14 protein-coding genes are annotated in these 16727 nt (G+C 61.9%); 10 read left to right on the top strand and 4 right to left on the bottom strand.

Annotated elements, in window-relative coordinates; genetic code table 11:
- Nucleotides 1-58 precede the first annotated feature (58 nt).
- Nucleotides 59-973 carry an AraC family transcriptional regulator gene (locus GNF76_RS05635; protein ID WP_178123193.1) on the top strand — a complete coding sequence of 305 codons (915 nt, stop codon included), beginning with the start codon at nt 59-61 and terminating at the stop codon, nt 971-973.
- Here the strand turns inward: GNF76_RS05635 and GNF76_RS05630 are convergent.
- Both GNF76_RS05630 and GNF76_RS05625 read right to left on the bottom strand, forming a co-directional pair.
- Entirely contained in the window at nt 970-1719 is a 750-nt protein-coding gene (locus tag GNF76_RS05630) for an SDR family NAD(P)-dependent oxidoreductase (protein WP_155582186.1), read from the bottom strand. The two genes, GNF76_RS05635 and GNF76_RS05630, sit on opposite strands and share 4 nt — an antisense overlap.
- Before the next feature lie 138 nt (nt 1720-1857).
- Nucleotides 1858-2733 (bottom strand): EamA family transporter, encoded by an 876-nt coding sequence (locus GNF76_RS05625; protein ID WP_155582185.1) that lies wholly within the window; start codon nt 2731-2733, stop codon nt 1858-1860.
- Between the two features lie 114 nt (nt 2734-2847).
- Here GNF76_RS05625 and GNF76_RS05620 point away from each other — a divergent pair, with 114 nt between their 5' ends.
- From GNF76_RS05620 to GNF76_RS05585, 8 genes are all read left to right on the top strand, one after another.
- Entirely contained in the window at nt 2848-3630 is a 783-nt protein-coding gene (locus tag GNF76_RS05620; RefSeq protein WP_155582184.1) for an AraC family transcriptional regulator, read from the top strand.
- A 180-nt stretch (nt 3631-3810) separates the two neighbouring features.
- Complete coding sequence (locus tag GNF76_RS05615) at nt 3811-4827, top strand: iron ABC transporter substrate-binding protein (RefSeq protein ID WP_155582183.1); 1017 nt, start codon at nt 3811-3813, stop codon at nt 4825-4827.
- A gap of 3 nt (nt 4828-4830) precedes the next feature.
- Nucleotides 4831-6429 carry an ABC transporter permease gene (locus GNF76_RS05610; protein ID WP_155582249.1) on the top strand — a complete coding sequence of 533 codons (1599 nt, stop codon included), beginning with the start codon at nt 4831-4833 and terminating at the stop codon, nt 6427-6429.
- Nucleotides 6426-7478, top strand: coding sequence for an ABC transporter ATP-binding protein (locus tag GNF76_RS05605; RefSeq protein ID WP_155582182.1), 1053 nt, complete (start codon nt 6426-6428; stop codon nt 7476-7478). Before GNF76_RS05610 ends, GNF76_RS05605 begins: the two co-directional genes overlap by 4 nt.
- Before the next feature lie 93 nt (nt 7479-7571).
- Nucleotides 7572-8336, top strand: a complete 765-nt coding sequence (locus GNF76_RS05600) for a COG4705 family protein (RefSeq protein WP_155582181.1) — start codon at nt 7572-7574, stop codon at nt 8334-8336.
- Nucleotides 8337-8356: 20 nt separating this feature from the next.
- Nucleotides 8357-8794, top strand: coding sequence for a hypothetical protein (locus GNF76_RS05595; protein WP_155582180.1), 438 nt, complete (start codon nt 8357-8359; stop codon nt 8792-8794).
- 77 nt (nt 8795-8871) lie between these two features.
- Nucleotides 8872-9537 carry a response regulator gene (locus tag GNF76_RS05590; protein WP_155582179.1) on the top strand — a complete coding sequence of 222 codons (666 nt, stop codon included), beginning with the start codon at nt 8872-8874 and terminating at the stop codon, nt 9535-9537.
- Nucleotides 9513-10883, top strand: a complete 1371-nt coding sequence (locus GNF76_RS05585) for an ATP-binding protein (protein ID WP_155582178.1) — start codon at nt 9513-9515, stop codon at nt 10881-10883. The genes GNF76_RS05590 and GNF76_RS05585 overlap by 25 nt, the downstream gene beginning before the upstream one ends.
- A gap of 242 nt (nt 10884-11125) precedes the next feature.
- Here GNF76_RS05585 and GNF76_RS05580 read toward each other — a convergent pair whose 3' ends face one another.
- The gene (locus GNF76_RS05580) at nt 11126-12766 is read right to left on the bottom strand and encodes a GMC family oxidoreductase (protein WP_155582177.1); all 1641 of its coding nucleotides are present in this window, start codon (nt 12764-12766) and stop codon (nt 11126-11128) included.
- A gap of 119 nt (nt 12767-12885) precedes the next feature.
- Nucleotides 12886-13800, bottom strand: coding sequence for a LysR family transcriptional regulator (locus GNF76_RS05575; protein WP_155582176.1), 915 nt, complete (start codon nt 13798-13800; stop codon nt 12886-12888).
- A gap of 255 nt (nt 13801-14055) precedes the next feature.
- Here GNF76_RS05575 and GNF76_RS05570 point away from each other — a divergent pair, with 255 nt between their 5' ends.
- Nucleotides 14056-16725, top strand: coding sequence for an autotransporter family protein (locus GNF76_RS05570; protein WP_155582175.1), 2670 nt, complete (start codon nt 14056-14058; stop codon nt 16723-16725).
- Nucleotides 16726-16727: the final 2 nt, after the last annotated feature.

The following is a 16727-nucleotide window of genomic DNA, read 5'->3' as shown; positions in this document are numbered from 1 at the left end:
CAGGACATTCCCTGTGCTAGGCTGAAAAAATATTGTCAATCGTCCAAAAAGGTGTCCCGTGGACCCACTTTCCGGTGTGCTGTCACTGTTGAGAATTCGCAACTACCACTCGGCAACATTGCGGTTGGGTGGCGATTGGGCCTTCAACTTTCCGAGGATCGAAGGCATCAAGTTCACTGCCGTGGTGAAGGGCAGTTGCTGGTTGCACGTCGAGGGCGAGCCAGCGCCACAACAACTGCAGCAAGGTGATTGCTTCCTGATGACCCGGGGCGAGCCGTTTACCCTCTCCAGCGACCTGTCGGTGCCCGTCATGGATTCCAACGGCCACTTTCAGGTCCTGGCCCAGGACGAGCTCACCCTCGACTACGGCGGCGACGAGGTACAACTGGTGGGCGGGCGTTTCGACTTCACCGGGGTCCCGACCCAGTTCCTGCTCAGCACCCTGCCCTCGCTGGTGCATGTACCGGGCGATTCACCCGAGGCCTCGCTCCTGCGCTGGGCCCTGGAACGCTTTACCAGCGAGCTGCAACAACGCCAGGCCGGCCGGTCGCTGATGAATGAGCACCTGGCGCACATCATGTTGGTGGAGGTGCTGCGGGCTCACCTCGCCACCCTCGACAGCAACGGTATGGGCTGGTTTTTTGGCCTGGCGGACCGCAACCTCAGCGCGGCCCTGAGTGCCATGCACGCCAACCCGGCCCATCGCTGGACGGTCGAGGCACTGGCGCGCCTGGCGACCATGTCGCGCTCCGCCTTCGCGTTGCGCTTCAAGCAGATCGTCGGCGACGCACCCATGGAATACCTGACCCACTGGCGCATGCTGCTGGCCGGGGACCGTCTGAGGAACACCCGTGATTCAGTGTCCACCATTGCCTTTTCCCTGGGTTACGAATCGGAAAGCGCCTTCAGCACCGCCTTCAAACGGGTCATGTCGCAATCGCCCCGCCACTACCAGCGCGAGCAACCGGCTTAGTGCAATCCGCCACCGATCACCAGGGTTTCGCCGGTGATCCAGCCGGCATCGTCCGAAGCCAGAAAAGCCACGGCCGGTGCGATGTCCTGCGGGGTGCCGATACGCCCCAGGGGCGTGATGGACTCAATCTTCTGGCGGAAGGCATCCTCGAGAAAACCACTGTCGTGAACGCCCTCGGTGACCACCAGTCCCGGATTGACCGAGTTGACCCGAATGTTCTTCGGCCCCAGCTCATTGGCCAGGGTGCGTGTGATCGCGTCCACCGCGCCTTTGGAGGCGGTGTACACCGTCGAATTGGCCGGGGTGAACGAGGTGACGCTGGAGCTGATATTGACGATGCTGCCGCCGTTGGGATTGAACATATCGACAGCGGCCTGGGTGCACTGGATCAAGCCCAGGACGTTCAGGTTGAACTGGCGATGGAACTCGGCTTCGCTGACATCGGCCAAAGCGCCGGTGGCATACACGCCGGCGTTGTTCACCAGAATATCGAGATGCCCATGTTGGTGGACGATGGCCTTGAACAGCGCCTTGATATCCAGCGCATCAGACACATCGGCCTTGATCGCATGCGCCCGGCCGCCAGCGGCGACAATCTCTGCAACCACGTGATCGGCCTCGGCCTGGCTGCGGGTGTAGTTGACGATTACCGTCGCGCCTTGCGCGGCGAGTTGCCTGGCAATAGCGGCACCAATGCCTTTGGAAGATCCAGTGACCAAGGCGATTTTCTTTTGCAGTGTTTTCATCATGCAGCTCCGGTTCAGAAACTCAAATCAGGCCCTTGAACATCAGGCGTTGATCGACAGAACCAGCTTATGAGCGTCACGCTAAAGCCGTAATAGCCGGGCCTCCAGAAAAGCTTCGCCATCGTCCAGATTGATTGATCAGGCAACGCGCACCAACAGATTGCGCCCCTTCTTCACGCCCACCGCCAGTGCCAACAGAATCAGCCCGATGCAACCCCACTCCGAGGTGCTCGGGTACTGGCCAAGGATGAACATGGAGCTGAGGATGCCAAACACCGGAATCAACAATGACAAGGGCGCCACGCGTGACACCGGGTACTCACGCAACAACAGGTTCCATCCCCAGTAGCAGAAATGCGTGGCGCCATAGACCTGGAACGCCAGCGAGAACAACGCAACCCCACTCAACTGCCCAGGCAACGCGACAAAGGGTGCCGAACCGTGCAGCAGCCAGGTCAACAGCATCAATGGGATCGGCGCGAACAAACTGGCCCACACCACAAAGGCAAAGATCTCGCGCACCCTGGACACCTTGATGATGATATTACCAATGCTCCAGGCCATGGCACTGATCATCACCAGCACAAAGCCCAGGGTAGTCGCCTTGCCGGGGCTGCCGAGCAGGATGCCCGCCAGCCCGCTGGCCGCCAACACCACGCTGATCAGTTGCGGCAGCGACAACCCTTCACGGAACAACAGCACACCCCAGCCCAACGTGAAAAACGCACTGAACTGGATCAACAACGAGGCACTGCCGGGCGGCACACCCAAGGCGATGCCCAGGTTGATCAGCGCCCACATGGCCACGCCAAAGATCAACCCATAGGCCGCCAGCCAATGAAAGGCCACGTTCGGGCGCTCCACGAAAAACACCCAGGGCAAGGCGGCCAACGTGAAGCGCAGAGCGGTAAGCAACAGCGGGTTGATTTCGGCCAGGCCGAGCTTGGTGATGGGGAAGTTCAAGCCCCAGACGGCCGTCACCAGGAGGGCCAGCAGCAGGTGTGTGTTCTTCATGGGGTACGCCGGTTTCCGAAACGGCACGGCGGAACGCCATGCCACCCCCTGATTTTTTCGCAAATCTCCATGGCCCGCATGCGATAGCGGGTCAATTAGTACTAGAATCGGGCCATGCCGAAATCAAACCTGACGCCTTACGAAAACACCCCGCGCGATGTCGTCGTCACGGCCATCGATTACGCCGACGGTGAGCTGTTCGACGCCCACACGCATCAGCGCGGCCAGTTTGCTTATGCCTCGCGGGGCGTGATCACGGTGTTCACCGACTCAGGTAACTGGGTGGTGCCGCCCCAACGGGCCATCTGGGTACCCGGTCGAGTACTCCACTCGATGCAGATGCGCGGCCCGGTCACTATGCTCAACACCTACATCCGCCCGCAGGCCGCGCGGCACCTGGGCCTGCCGCAACAGTGCGAGGTCCTGGATGTATCACCGCTGCTGCGCCACTTGCTGGAAAAAGCCGTCGAGATACCCGCACGCTACGCCCTCAACGGACGTGACGGTTATCTGATGGGCCTGTTGCAGCACGAGATCGCGCAGATGCCCGTGTTGCCCCTCTGTGCCCCACTGCCCGGTGAGCCACGCCTCGCCCAGGCCTGCCAGCGGTTCCTGGCGGCACCCTCGCTGGAAATTGACATCGACACCATGGCCGCCCACGCCGGCATGAGCCGCCGCACCTTTACCCGTCAGTTCCGCGAGCATATCGGCATCAGTTATCTCCAATGGCGCCAGCAAGCCTGCCTGCTCGCCGCTGTCGTACGCCTGGGTAACGGCGAGTCGGTGACCCGCGCGGCGGTGGAGCTGGGCTACAGCAGCCCCAGCGCCTTTGCGACCGTGTTCAAACAAGTGTTGGGCGAGGTGCCGAGTCGGTACTTCCTCAACCGCAAGGTTTAAGTCGCCATCCACACCGTCCAAATCACATCTATTAACGGTTTTTTTAACGTTTTTTTCTCATTCACGGCTCTACATTCGCCGCCCACAAACATGCAAATGATTCCTATTGAACCAGAGTCATTGCTGACCTTAGTCGCTGCTTTGCCCCACACAAATCAAACATCCAGGAGCTCCCCCGGCATGACTACCCGCATCCCCTCTTTTCTCAAAAAAGCATTGCTGGCCACCGCATTGGTCAGTGCCGGGCACGTCTATGCCGCGAGCGAGACCGACGGCATCGTGGTCTATAACGCCCAACACGAAAGCCTGACCAAGTCCTGGGTCGAAGGCTTCACCAAGGAAACCGGGATCAAGGTGACCGTGCGCAATGGCGACGACACTGAAATGGGCAACCAGATCGTCCAGGAAGGCGCGGCCTCGCCGGCCGACGTGTTCCTGACCGAAAACTCCCCGGCCATGGTGCTGGTGGACAACGCCGGGCTGTTTGCCCCGGTCGCGCCCACCACGCTGGAGCAAGTCGACTCGGCCTACCGTCCCGCCCACGGCAAATGGCTGGGGATCGCCGCCCGCTCCACCGTATTTGTCTACAACCCGAGCAAGCTGGCCGCCGCCGACCTGCCAAAATCCCTGATGGACCTGGCCTCGCCAAGCTGGAAAGGCCGCTGGGCTGCCTCCCCGGCCGGTGCCGACTTCCAGGCCATCGTCGCCGCCGTGCTGGCGCTCAAGGGCGAAGCCGCGACCCTCGACTGGCTCAAGGCGATGAAAACCAACGCCTCCATTTACCGGGGCAACAGCGCAGTGCTTAAAGCGGTAAACGCCGGCCAGGTCGACAGCGGTGTGATCTACCACTACTACAGCTTCGTCGATCAGTCCAAGACCGGTGAAAACAGTAAAAACACCTCGCTGCACTACTTCAAACACCAGGACCCGGGCGCCTTTGTCAGCATTTCCGGTGGCGGCGTACTCGCGTCCAGCAAACACAAAGAACAGGCCCAGGCTTTCCTGAAGTGGATCACCGGCAAAGACGGCCAGGCCATTCTGAAAAACGGCAACTCGTTCGAATACGCCGTGGGCCAGAACGCCCCGTCGAACCCGAAACTGGTGCCGTTGTCACAGCTCGACGCACCGAAAGTCGACGCCTCCAGGCTCGACAGCAAAAAAGCGGTGCAACTGATGACCCAGGCCGGACTGCTCTGATTGCTGCCTGAAAGCCTGCCGACGGATGTCGCTCAAGCGGCCTGCGCCCCTCCGTTACGACGTACCCGCGGCCTGTTCATGGGCCGCGGTGGCGCGTGGGTCACCGGTCTGTCGGTGCTGGTCTCGCTGTTGGCGCTGCTGCCGATCGCCTTTGTGATTGGCGTCTCCTGGCAAACCGGCTGGGCCACGGTCGAGGCACTGGTGTTCCGGCCACGGGTGGCCGAACTGTTGATCAACACCGTGCTGCTGGTGGTGATCACCTTGCCGCTGTGCGTGGTGTTGGGTATTGCCCTGGCCTGGCTGACCGAGCGCAGCAACCTGCCTGGTCGACGCCTGTGGTCGTTGTTGGCTGTCGCGCCACTGGCGGTGCCGGCCTTCGTCCACAGTTATGCGTGGGTCAGCCTGGTGCCTTCGATTCATGGCTTGCCGGCCGGCGTGCTGGTGTCAGTGATCGCCTACTTTCCTTTTCTCTACCTGCCGGTGGCCGCCACGTTGCGCCGGCTGGACCCGGCCATCGAAGATGTCGCCGAATCCCTTGGGCTCAAACCCTGGGCGGTATTTTTCCGAGTGGTGTTGCCACAACTGCGCCTGGCCATCTGCGGCGGTGCGCTGCTGGTGGGCTTGCATCTGCTGGCCGAATATGGCCTGTACGCGATGATTCGTTTTGACACCTTCACCACCGCGATCTTCGATCAGTTCAAATCCACCTTCAATGGCCCGGCCGCGAACATGCTGGCGGCGGTGTTGGCGTTGTGCTGCCTGGCCATGCTCACCGCCGAATCGGCGGCACGCGGCCATGCCCGTTATGCCCGGGTCGGCTCAGGCAGCGCGCGGGATCAACGGATTGTGCAACTGAGCCCTCGCACGACCGCATTCGCGCTGCTGTTGCAGGGGCTGACCTGCCTGCTGGCCCTGGGTGTGCCGTTGATCACCCTGGGCAAGTGGCTGATTGCCGGTGGCGTGGAGGTCTGGCAGATGAGTGAATTGCTACCGGCCCTGGAACAGACCCTGCTCCTGGGCGTCGCCGGTGCCGTGCTCACCACCTGCGCGGCGGTACCGATTGCCTGGCTGTCGATTCGCGCGCCCGGTCGGTTGCAGCGCGTCCTGGAAAGCTGCAATTACATCACCAGTTCGTTGCCCGGTATCGTCGTCGCACTGGCCCTGGTGACGGTGACCATTCACTACGCCCGGCCGATCTACCAGACCACTCTCACGGTACTGCTTGCCTACCTGCTGATGTTCCTGCCCCGCGCCCTGGTCAGCCTGCGCGCCGGCATCGCCCAAGCCCCCGTGGAGCTGGAAAACATGGCGCGCAGCCTGGGTCGTTCCCCCGGCCGGGCGTTGTGGCTGATTACCATGCGCCTGGCCGCACCGGGGGCCGCCGCCGGTGCCGCGCTGGTGTTCCTGGCGATCACCAATGAGCTGACCGCCACCCTGCTGCTGGCGCCCAACGGCACGCGAACCCTGGCCACCGGTTTCTGGGCCATGACCAGCGAAATCGACTACGCGGCCGCTGCGCCCTATGCGCTGATCATGATCCTGCTGTCGCTGCCGTTGACCGGCCTTCTTTATCACCAATCCAAACGTACGGCTGGCCGATGAACGCCCTCGAACTGCATTCGATCTACAAATCCTTCGGCCCCCAGCGCGCCCTGGAAAACATCAACCTGTCGGTGCCCACCGGCAGCCGCACGGTGATCGTCGGGCCTTCGGGTTCGGGCAAGACCACCTTGCTGCGGATGATCGCAGGCTTTGAGTTTCCCGACGCGGGCAGTCTTACGCTCAATGGCCAGACGCTGGTGGACGCTACCCATTGCGTCCCGGCCCACCAACGCCTGATCGGCTACGTCCCCCAGGACGGCGCGCTGTTCCCACACATGACGGTGGCCGCCAACATCGGCTTCGGCCTGACGGACAAAGGCCCGACCCGGCAAACGCGGATCGCCGAGTTGATGGACAGCGTCGCGCTGGACGCCAGCATGGCCCAGCGCTGGCCTCACGAGCTGTCCGGCGGCCAACAGCAACGGGTGGCACTGGCCCGGGCGCTGGCCCAGCAACCGCGGTTGATGCTGCTCGATGAGCCCTTCTCGGCCCTGGACACCGGCTTGCGCGCCGCTATGCGCAAGATGGTTGCGCGGCTGCTGGCCGACGCCGGCGTCACCACCATTCTGGTCACCCACGACCAAAGCGAGGCCCTGTCCTTCGCCGACCAGTTGGCCGTCATGCGCCAAGGGCGCCTGGTGCAATCCGGCCCACCCATGGACCTGTACCAATACCCCCACGACACACAAACCGCCTTGTTCCTCGGCGACGCCGTGGTCATGCCCGCACGGATCGAGGCCGGTTGGGCCCATTGCGATCTGGGCCGGATCGCCGTCAACAGCCAGAGCACCCACCCCACCGCGCAGATCATGCTGCGGCCCGAGCAATTGCAGATCAGCAGCACGTCGACGGATTCATCCGGCTGCCAGGGCGTGGTCACCGAGCGGGACTTTGGCGGCAACACCTGCACCCTGACCGTGGCCTTGCACGCCGCCGAATTCGAGCCGGGCCGCTCACTGCTGGTACGCAGCACCGGCCTGCAGGCGCCCGCCACCGGCAGTGCGGTGCACGTCACCACCCTGGGCCACGCTCACATTTTGCCGGATTAAGCTCGGCGTACTCGCGCCTCAGTCTCAGCTAAGTTTCCCTGCGTACCTTCTGCCCTGCGCCAATGACGGCGCGGTACCGCAGAGGTCGCTCAGATGAATGCCACGACAGCCCGCTGGCTGAACAAAGTCCCCGAGGTGACGCTGTCCTTCTGGGTGATCAAGATTTTATCCACCACCGTGGGCGAAACCGGCGCGGACTTCCTGGCCGTCGACGCCGGCTTCGGCGCTGGCCGCACCAGCATCGGCATGGCGGCCCTGCTGGGGATCGCGCTGTATTACCAACTGCGCACCAAGGCCTACACCCCCTGGATCTACTGGTTGACGGTGGTGCTGGTCAGCATCGTTGGTACGCAAATCACCGATATTCTTACCGACAAACTGGACGTTAGCCTCTACACCAGCACCGCGATATTTTCCGTGTTGCTGGCGGTCAATTTCCTGGTCTGGTACCGGGCGGAACACAACCTGTCGATCCGCGAGATCGTCACGCCACGCCGGGAGTGGTTCTATTGGACGACGGTGCTTTGCACCTTTGCCCTCGGCACCGCTGCCGGAGACCTCGCCACTGAAGCCCTGGGCCTGGGCTTTACCCTCGGTGCCGTGATCTTCGGAGCGCTGATCGCCGCCACCCTGATTGCCTGGCGCCTGGGCGCCAATGTGGTGCTCACCTTCTGGATCGCCTACATCCTGACCCGTCCGTTCGGCGCCTCCCTCGGCGACTTGCTGACCCAAGCCAAAACCTACGGTGGCCTCGGCATGGGCGCCACCTGGACCAGTGCGATCTTCCTGTGCGTCATCGTCTTGCTGGTCGCCGTCGCCCAAATCAATGGCGGCAATCGCAAAGCCCTCACTCAATAAAGCCACTCAAGGACATCCTCATGCGCCACGTTCAAACCCTTATCCGCCGCGTTGCCATTGCCGCATCGATCCTTTTGCTGGGCATCGCCGCCGGCTGCTCGAAACCTGCCGACAAACCCACGGCAAGTACTACTGCCAATGTGATCAGCACCCAAAGTCCGTCGGCCTCGAAACTGGGCGATCTGTCCGGATTTCGCACCATCGCTGCCGAAGTCTCGGCACTGGTCGACAAAAATGACCTGCCAGGCGCAAAGACCCGGATCAAGGACCTGGAAACCTCCTGGGACTCCGCCGAAGCCGGGATCAAGCCCCGCGCCGCCAGCGACTGGCATGTGGTCGACAAAGCCATTGACCGCGCACTTGACGCCCTGCGCACCGGTAGCCCGAACCTGACCGACTGCCAGGCGGCCATGGACGACCTGCTCAAGGCCTTCGACGCAATGAAGGGCAAGCCGTAACGGACAAACCCCACCACAGGTGCTTCAATACAGGCGCGACGGTCACGACCCTCGCGCCTTTTTTGTCGGAGCGGGACATGCGAATACTGTTGGTCGAAGATGATCCGATGATTGGCGAGGCCATCCAGGGTGCCCTCACGGACGCAAGCTATGCCGCCGACTGGGTGAAGAATGGCCCGAGCGGCCTCGCGGCACTCGACGCCCAGCACTACGACCTGGTGCTGCTGGACCTCGGCCTGCCCGGCAAAGACGGCCTGGACGTGCTGGATAACATTCGCGCACGCAACAACCCCGTGCCGCTACTCATCATTACCGCACGGGACAGCCTGGACGACCGGCTGCGCGGCCTCGACGGCGGTGCCGACGACTACCTGCTCAAACCCTTCGCCATGGCCGAATTACTGGCCCGCATGCGTGCCGTATTACGACGCAAAGGCGGCAGTGCCCTGCCTTTGCTGGGTAATGGCGTGGTGTCGCTGGACCTGCTGTCCAAGGAGGCCAACACCGAGGAACAGGGCAGTGTCCCGCTTTCCAGCCGGGAGTTTGCGTTGCTGCAAGCCTTGCTGATCCGACCCGGAGCGATTCTTTCGCGCAGCGATCTCGAGGACCGGATTTATGGCTGGGGCAACGAGGTGGAAAGCAACGCCGTCGAGTACCTGATTCATGGGTTGCGGCGCAAATTGGGCAGCCATGTGATCAAGAACGTCAGGGGGCTGGGATGGATGGTTTCAAAAAACGTTTGAGCGAATCGGTCCAGCTCAGGCTGTCTGTGTCTCTGTCGCTGGCAATCCTGATCGTCGCGATTGCGGCGGGCATTTTTTCGTTCATCTCGGCCTTTGAAGAAACCCACGAGATGCAGGACGACAGCTTGCGCCAAGTGGCGATGCTGTTTGACCGCCAGCACATGACCCTCAAATACCCCGAGGACAAGCCCCTCGACGGTGATGACGAGGAGTCCCGCGTCATCGTGCAGTACCTGGCCGATGGCGCAAAAGCCCAGGGCAACGATGACACGGCCATTCCCCTGCCGTTCCCCACAAACCTGGCCGATGGCTTGTCCACGGTGGACGTCGGTGGCGAAGCGTTTCGGGTACTGGTCAGAACCCTCACCGGTGGTCAACGCATCGCCGTCGCCCAGGAAATCGACGCCCGCGACAAGGACGCTCGCGAAGCGGCCTGGCGCAGCCTGTTGCCGTTCCTGATTCTGTTTCCGGTACTGCTACTGGTGGTCAGTGATCTGGTGCGCAAGCTGTTCCGTCCTATCGCCAGCCTCGCCACGGAAATCGACCAGCGTGCCGAACAAGCGCTGCACCCGATCGATGAACAGCACCTGCCCACTGAAGTCCGACCTTTTGTCGTGGCCATCAATCGGTTGCTGGGGCGCGTCGCACACTCCATGGAGACCCAACAGCGCTTTGTGGCCGATGCGGCCCACGAACTTCGATCGCCCATGACTGCCCTGTCCCTGCAAGCCGAGCGACTGGCCGCCAGCGAGCTGCCTGCGCCCGCCCGCGAGCGGTTATTGCCGTTGTCCCAGGGCATTGAGCGCAGCCGAAAACTGATGGATCAACTGCTGAGCCTCGCCGCCGTGCAATCGGCCGCTGAGCGGCCAGCGGCAAGGGTTTCGATACATGAGATCTATCGACAAGTGGTGGAAGATCTGCTGCCGCTGGCGGAGCACAAGCACCTCGATATTGGCGTGACCAGCCTCCACGATGTACAGGTCATGATCAACGAATTGGACCTGTTCACCCTGGTCAAGAACCTGGTGGACAACGCCATTCGTTATACCCCGCAGGGCGGGCAGATCGACCTGTCGGTGGAAGTGATCCAGCAGACCATACAGCTGCAAATCAAGGACTCGGGGCCAGGGATCAGCGTCGATGAACAGGCACGGGTATTCGATCCGTTTTACCGCAGCCTGGGCACCGGTGAGGCAGGCTCGGGGCTGGGGCTGTCGATCGTCAAGGCGATTGCCGATCGTATCGGAGCGCAGGTGCGCTTCGGGTTTACCGATGACATCCAGAAAAAAGGCTTGTGTGTCAGCGTGCGCCTGAAAGCAGACCAGGCCCTGATGGAGCTCGGCTAATCCGGCAGACAAAACAGATTCAGTGTGGGAGTTGTCGAGCCCCGGCGAGGCTACGATGGCGTCGGCACATCAAACATTGATGTTGCCTGACCCACCGCTATCGCAGCCTCGCCGGGGCTCGACAACTCCCACATTCGACCTGCTTCGTTTTGAAACCCTCGGCCCTTAGCTGAACGGTATTAAGCCTTGTCCCCTCGCCACAGGTTCAGCGTTCGCACTTAGCCAATCCCCTGCTCCGCTCCTTAGGCGTAATACCGGGCAATTTTTTCGGCGGTGGCGATCACCGTCAGGTTGGTGGCCACGGACGGCACGTCAGGAAATATCGACGCATCCACCACGCGCAGGCCTTGCAGGCCCAGAACCTTGGCTTCGAGGTCGACCACGGCGTGCGAGTCGCCTGGCCGGCCCATCGGCGCGGTGGAGGTGGGGTGGTGATAGGTATCGAGACTCGCGCGAGCACTGGCCAGCAGGGCTTCGTCGGAATCATTGCCCTGCCCCGGGTTGAGCTCGGAGGCGATCAGGCTGTTCAGGGGCGCGGTCGCGCCGATTTTGCGGGCCATGCGAATACCCTCCAACAGACGCTGGCGGTCGTCGGCCTCAGCCAGAAAGTTAAGGTCGATCTTCGGTGCCACGAACGGGTCACGACTGGCCAGCGACACCGTGCCTCGGGACAGTGGCCGGGTGAGTGCCACGGCGAGCACAAAGCCGACTTTGGTTGGGCTCTGGTCGTGGGGAAACAGGTGGGTGGCGGTGATATGCAAGTCCAACTCACCGGTTTTGGCGTGACTGCTGTGGGTCCAGACTTTGGCGCCAATGGCCGGGGACTGGCCGCCAATCAACTCGGGCTTGGCGGCGTAGGCGTTGTAGTAGAACGGGTGGTCCACCAAATGCTTGCCCACCGGAAGATCGGCCACCACGGGAATCTCCAGGGCCCGCAAGTCATCGCCCGGGCCAACGCCGGAACGCAGGAGAATCGCGGCGCTGCCATAGCTGCCGGCCGAGAGGATGACTTCACCGGCGAGGAGTTTTTCGCCATTGGCCAGTTGCACACCGATGGCGCGTTTGCCGTCGAACAACACCTTGTCCACCAGGCTGTCGGGACGAATATGCAGGTTGTTGCGGGCACGCACTTCATCGGTGAGGTAAGCCATACCGGTGTTGACCCGTACGCCGTTGACGATGTTCATCGGGTACGGGCCGACACCATTGGCATCCGCGCCGTCAAAGTCGCCGATCACCTTGAAGCCATTGCTCACGCTGGCGTCGATAAAGGCCCGCTGCATGGGGGTGACGTCGGCGCGGTCCAACTGGTGCACCGGCAGCGGCCCGTCATGGCCGTGCAAAGCGCTGGCACCGCCGCTGTGGGTTTCCAGTTTCTTGAACGAGGGCAACATGTCTTCGTAGCTCCAGCCCGGCAGGTCCCAGCGCTTGAAGTCTTCGGGGCGTGCGCGAATCGCTACGGCACCGTTGATGGCTGAACTGCCCCCCAGCACCTTGCCGCGCAACGCACCAATGGGATGATCGATGTAACCGGGTTGGGTCTTGTAGCCCCATTCGAATTCAGGGTTGCCATTGGCACCGACGATGTCGCTCTTGGCGAGAATCTCGGGGTACTGACGCGGACCGTAGCTGTGACCGGCCTCCAGCAGCAGCACCTGGCGCTTGCTGTTCTCGCTCAAGCGCCGGGCCAAGACCGCGCCGGCCGAACCGCCGCCGACGATGAGCACATCCACCGCCACGCCTGCACCTGGGTTTTTGCCGGTTTTGCCGGAAGGTTCCAGCGCCTGTGCCAGGCCGCTGCCTGCCGCCAGCGTCGCGGCCACCACCACGGTGCCCGCCATCACCGCGCGCCGTGCTGGACTCTCGAGGGTGTTGTTGTTCATGCCCATTCTCCCGATCAGACGCCAGGTTGGATTCGTCTGTTGGGAAGGAGCCTAAAACAGTGGTATGACTCGAATAAGCCGGTAAAAAACGAATCGACGTTTCGCTTTTTGCGAACGCCTCAAGGCTGTGCGAGCAGTTGCTCCCACACCGGCGGGCTGCCGATCTGTTCGCTCAAGAAGTTGGCCAAGGCTTCCAGCTTGGCAGAGCCGCGATGAGACTGGCGATACACCATCGAAATAGTGCCACCGCGGGGCGCAAACTCAGGCAGCACTTCCATCAGTTCGCCAGTCACTATCGCTTCAGTCGCCAGGAACGCCGGCAAAATCGCCAGTCCCATGCCGGCCTTGGCCGCTTCCATCAATTGATGGCCATTGTTAGTGCGCATCCGGCAGCGTACGCGGAACGATCCCAGAACGTCATCCACCGGCAGCGTCCACATGCCATGGGGTTCGCGGTGCACATACAACAAGCCAAAGTGGTTCGCCAGTTCTGCCGGCATTTGCGGTGTGCCGTGGACCGCAAGATAAGCAGGACTGGCACAGATCACATGGCGGTTGGCGGCAATGGTCTTGGCTACCAGAGAGGAATCGGGTAATTGCCCGATGCGGATAGCCGCATCGAAGTTTTCTTCGTGCAGATTGACGTAACGGTCGTCGAACTCCACATCCAGCCGCAACTGTGGGTAGCGCACGGCAAAGGCCGCCAGGATCGGTGTCAGGTAACGAATGCTGAACGCCATCGGTGCCGACAGCCGCAAGTTGCCGCGCAGGCTCGACTGGAACGCGAGCACCGCATCTTCAGCGTCTTCGACATCCGCCAGGATGCGCACGCAATGGCCGTAGAACACCTGCCCCGGTTCGGTCAGGCGCACCTGACGCCCACGCTCGAGCAAGGTGCTGCCCAGGCGCTTCTCCAACTGCTGGAGCCGTTGACTGACCACCGACTTGGCCGTGCCCATGCGCCGGGCGGCTTCGGAAATACTGCCGGTGTCGACCACCGCAACGAAGCAGTGCATTTCAGACAGTTTGTTCAAGGTTGGCATCGCTCACGTCGAAGGTTTTTTTACTCTGGCATAACTGAATGCCGGACAGGTGTTTCTTATAGGCGATGTGCCGAATGGACGATTGATGCAACGCAGCTGAATCAGTGCGCTTGCGATCAAATTGCCATCATCCAATGGGCGTTGAAGACTGAGTCATGACTCTCAAAAACGACAACAATTAATTGTCAATCTGAAAAACCTGTACTAAACCCAGTGCAGTTTCTAAAACAATAACAGGACAGTCTTATGCGCACGGAACGGTTCTTTCCACAGCCCCGCCTGCTCGGTGTGGGTGTCCTTTCCCTGATGAGCCTGGCCCTGCAACAGGCCCAGGCGGCCTGTGTACTGACTCCCGGTCCCGGCGTCGATTCTTATGTCTGCGACAGCGGCACCAGTGCCACGGGACTCACCGACCTGGTGGGCAACAATACACTGACGTTACCAGCCGGCGGCACCGGTACCATCAACGGCAACATCCTCACCGGGCCCGGCGCCGACTTCGTCGACATGAACTCCGGGCGCATCGCGGGCAGCGTCACTCAGGGTGACGGCGCCGATCGCTTCAGGATCAGCGCCGGTACCGTCACCGGAGCGGTCTCCCAGGGCAATGGCATTGATGACTTTGTCATGAGCGGCGGGCAGATCCAGTCCCTCGCCCAGGGTGATGGCCGCGACACTTTCCTGATGACTGGCGGCACCATCGTCGGTGCCTTTGAAGACGGCGACGTGGCGCAGCAAACGGGGGGCACCATCGGCCGGGTCGACATGAAGCTCGATAAAAATATCTACCTCATGTCCGGCGGCACGATCCTCGGTAACCTCGTCACCGGCTTTGACACCGACAGGATTGAAGTCTCGGGCGGCACCATCGGCGGCAATATCAGCACCAGTGGCGGCGATGACAGCATCACGGTCAGCGGTGGCGTGATCAACGGCGAGATCCGCGCCAGCGTCGGTAACGACACCTTCAAATGGCTCAATGCTGGCCAGATCAAATCTCCAGTACTGATGGGCGACGGTAACGACACGGCATTGCTCAGCGGCCTGACCGAAAGCCTGCTGAGCACCACCCCATCGATCGACGGTGGCCTGGGCAATGATCAATTGACCTTCGACAACACCACGTCCGGCACGGCCTCCCGCTATATCGGTTGGGAGACCGTCAACCTCAACAACAATTCGCACTTCGACCTGGCCGGGGACTTTTTCCTCGGCGACAGTGGCAGTAATACCGGCACGTTTTCCATCGACAACACCAGTGTGCTGGCCGTGACCCAAGGCAGTATCCGGCCCTACACCGCCGGCCAGCTGGCGACCCTCAACAACGCCGGCACCATCGACATGACCACCGGCAGCAACAGTGCTACCGACTCGCTGACGGTGCACGGCAACTACGTCGGCAACAACGGCCAATTGTGGCTGCAAACCGTGCTCGGGGACGACACCTCGGCCAGTGACAAACTGGTGGTCTCGGACGGCACCATCAGCGGCAATACCCAACTGGCAGTGACCAACCTTGGCGGCCTGGGTGGCCTGACGCTCAACAACGGGATCGAAGTGGTGCAGGCGCTCAATGGCGCCACTAGCAGCACCGACGCCTTTGCCCTGAAAGGCTCGCTGTCTGCCGGGGCCTATCAGTACTACCTGTTCAAGGGCGGCGTGACAGCAGGCTCGGAAAACAACTGGTACCTGCGCTCCTCCGTGGTAGCCGTCACACCGCCCGTGGTACCGCCACCACCACCGGTACCGCCAGTCGTGGTGCCGGTACCACCGATTCCACCGACACCACCGGTGGTCGCGCCCGATGAACCGCCCGTGGAACCGCCGACCTCGAAGCCCGTCGCGCCAATCGAGCCCCCTGCTCCACCGCCTCCAGTGGCACCAGCCGAAACCTCACCCGAGCCTGCCGTTACCACCCCTCCGCTGCCAACCGCAGTCGCGGGTGCCGACCCGATTCCGCTGTACCGCCTGGAAGTGCCGGTGTATTCGGTGGTCGTACCCGCTGCGCAGTTGATGACCTTGCAAGCGCTGGGCACCTTCCATGACCGCCAGGGCGAACAAAGCCTGCTGAGCGAAACCGGCGCGGTGCCGGCCGGCTGGGGCCGTGCGTATGGCAGTGACTTCAACAAGAGTTGGACCGGCACGGTGTCGCCAAGCTTCGACGGTACGGTCAAAGGCTATCAGGTGGGTCACGACCTCTACGCCTCTGAAACCAGCGGCGGGCAGATCCAGCGCTTCGGCTTGTTTGTCGGCCAGAGCCAACTGCGGGGCGACGTCAAAGGCTTTGCCGAGGGCTTCCAGGACCGACGTTCGGGCCGGGTCAAACTCGACGGCGACAACTTCGGCGCCTACTGGACCCTCACCGATCCGAAAATAGGCTGGTACGTCGACCTGGTGGCCATGGGCACACGCCTGGATGGCGATAACAAATCCGACCGTGGCGTGAAGATGGACAGCAAGGGGCATGCACTGGCGTTGTCGGCCGAAGCCGGTTATCCGATTGCGATCTCCGAACATTGGGTGGTGGAACCGCAGGTGCAGGTGATCAACCAACAGATCGATATGGACAGCCAGCACGACGGCATATCCAAGGTCTCATTCGACTCCCAGGACTACTGGACCGGTCGCCTCGGTGCACGCCTGAAGGGGCGCTACCTGGTGCAGAACACGCCAATCGAACCGTACCTGCGGGCCAATGCCTGGCGCACCTTCGGCGGCAGTGACACCGTGACCTACGATGACGTTGACCGGATCAAGAGTGATCACAAGTCTTCCTCCGCTGATCTCGGGGTGGGCGTGGTCGCACGGTTGTCGTCCACGGTCAGTGTGTACCTGGCTGCGGATTACAATACGAACCTGGACACCAACGCCCTGGAAGGCGTGAGTGGCAATGCCGGGCTCCGAATAAGCTGGTGAAG

The sequence above is a fragment of the Pseudomonas spelaei genome, assembly GCF_009724245.1.
GTDB lineage: Bacteria > Pseudomonadota > Gammaproteobacteria > Pseudomonadales > Pseudomonadaceae > Aquipseudomonas > Aquipseudomonas spelaei.
Note: the sequence above shows the minus strand (reverse complement) of the source record. Positions and strands in the feature narration are given on the sequence as shown.

Coding starts and splice junctions, on each gene's coding strand:
- GNF76_RS05630 (WP_155582186.1), bottom strand. CDS start 1,719: ATGAAAACACTGCAAAAGAAAATCGCCTTGGTCACTGGATCTTCCAAA.
- GNF76_RS05625 (WP_155582185.1), bottom strand. CDS start 2,733: ATGAAGAACACACACCTGCTGCTGGCCCTCCTGGTGACGGCCGTCTGG.
- GNF76_RS05620 (WP_155582184.1), top strand. CDS start 2,848: ATGCCGAAATCAAACCTGACGCCTTACGAAAACACCCCGCGCGATGTC.
- GNF76_RS05615 (WP_155582183.1), top strand. CDS start 3,811: ATGACTACCCGCATCCCCTCTTTTCTCAAAAAAGCATTGCTGGCCACC.
- GNF76_RS05605 (WP_155582182.1), top strand. CDS start 6,426: ATGAACGCCCTCGAACTGCATTCGATCTACAAATCCTTCGGCCCCCAG.
- GNF76_RS05600 (WP_155582181.1), top strand. CDS start 7,572: ATGAATGCCACGACAGCCCGCTGGCTGAACAAAGTCCCCGAGGTGACG.
- GNF76_RS05595 (WP_155582180.1), top strand. CDS start 8,357: ATGCGCCACGTTCAAACCCTTATCCGCCGCGTTGCCATTGCCGCATCG.
- GNF76_RS05590 (WP_155582179.1), top strand. CDS start 8,872: ATGCGAATACTGTTGGTCGAAGATGATCCGATGATTGGCGAGGCCATC.
- GNF76_RS05585 (WP_155582178.1), top strand. CDS start 9,513: ATGGATGGTTTCAAAAAACGTTTGAGCGAATCGGTCCAGCTCAGGCTG.
- GNF76_RS05580 (WP_155582177.1), bottom strand. CDS start 12,766: ATGAACAACAACACCCTCGAGAGTCCAGCACGGCGCGCGGTGATGGCG.
- GNF76_RS05570 (WP_155582175.1), top strand. CDS start 14,056: ATGCGCACGGAACGGTTCTTTCCACAGCCCCGCCTGCTCGGTGTGGGT.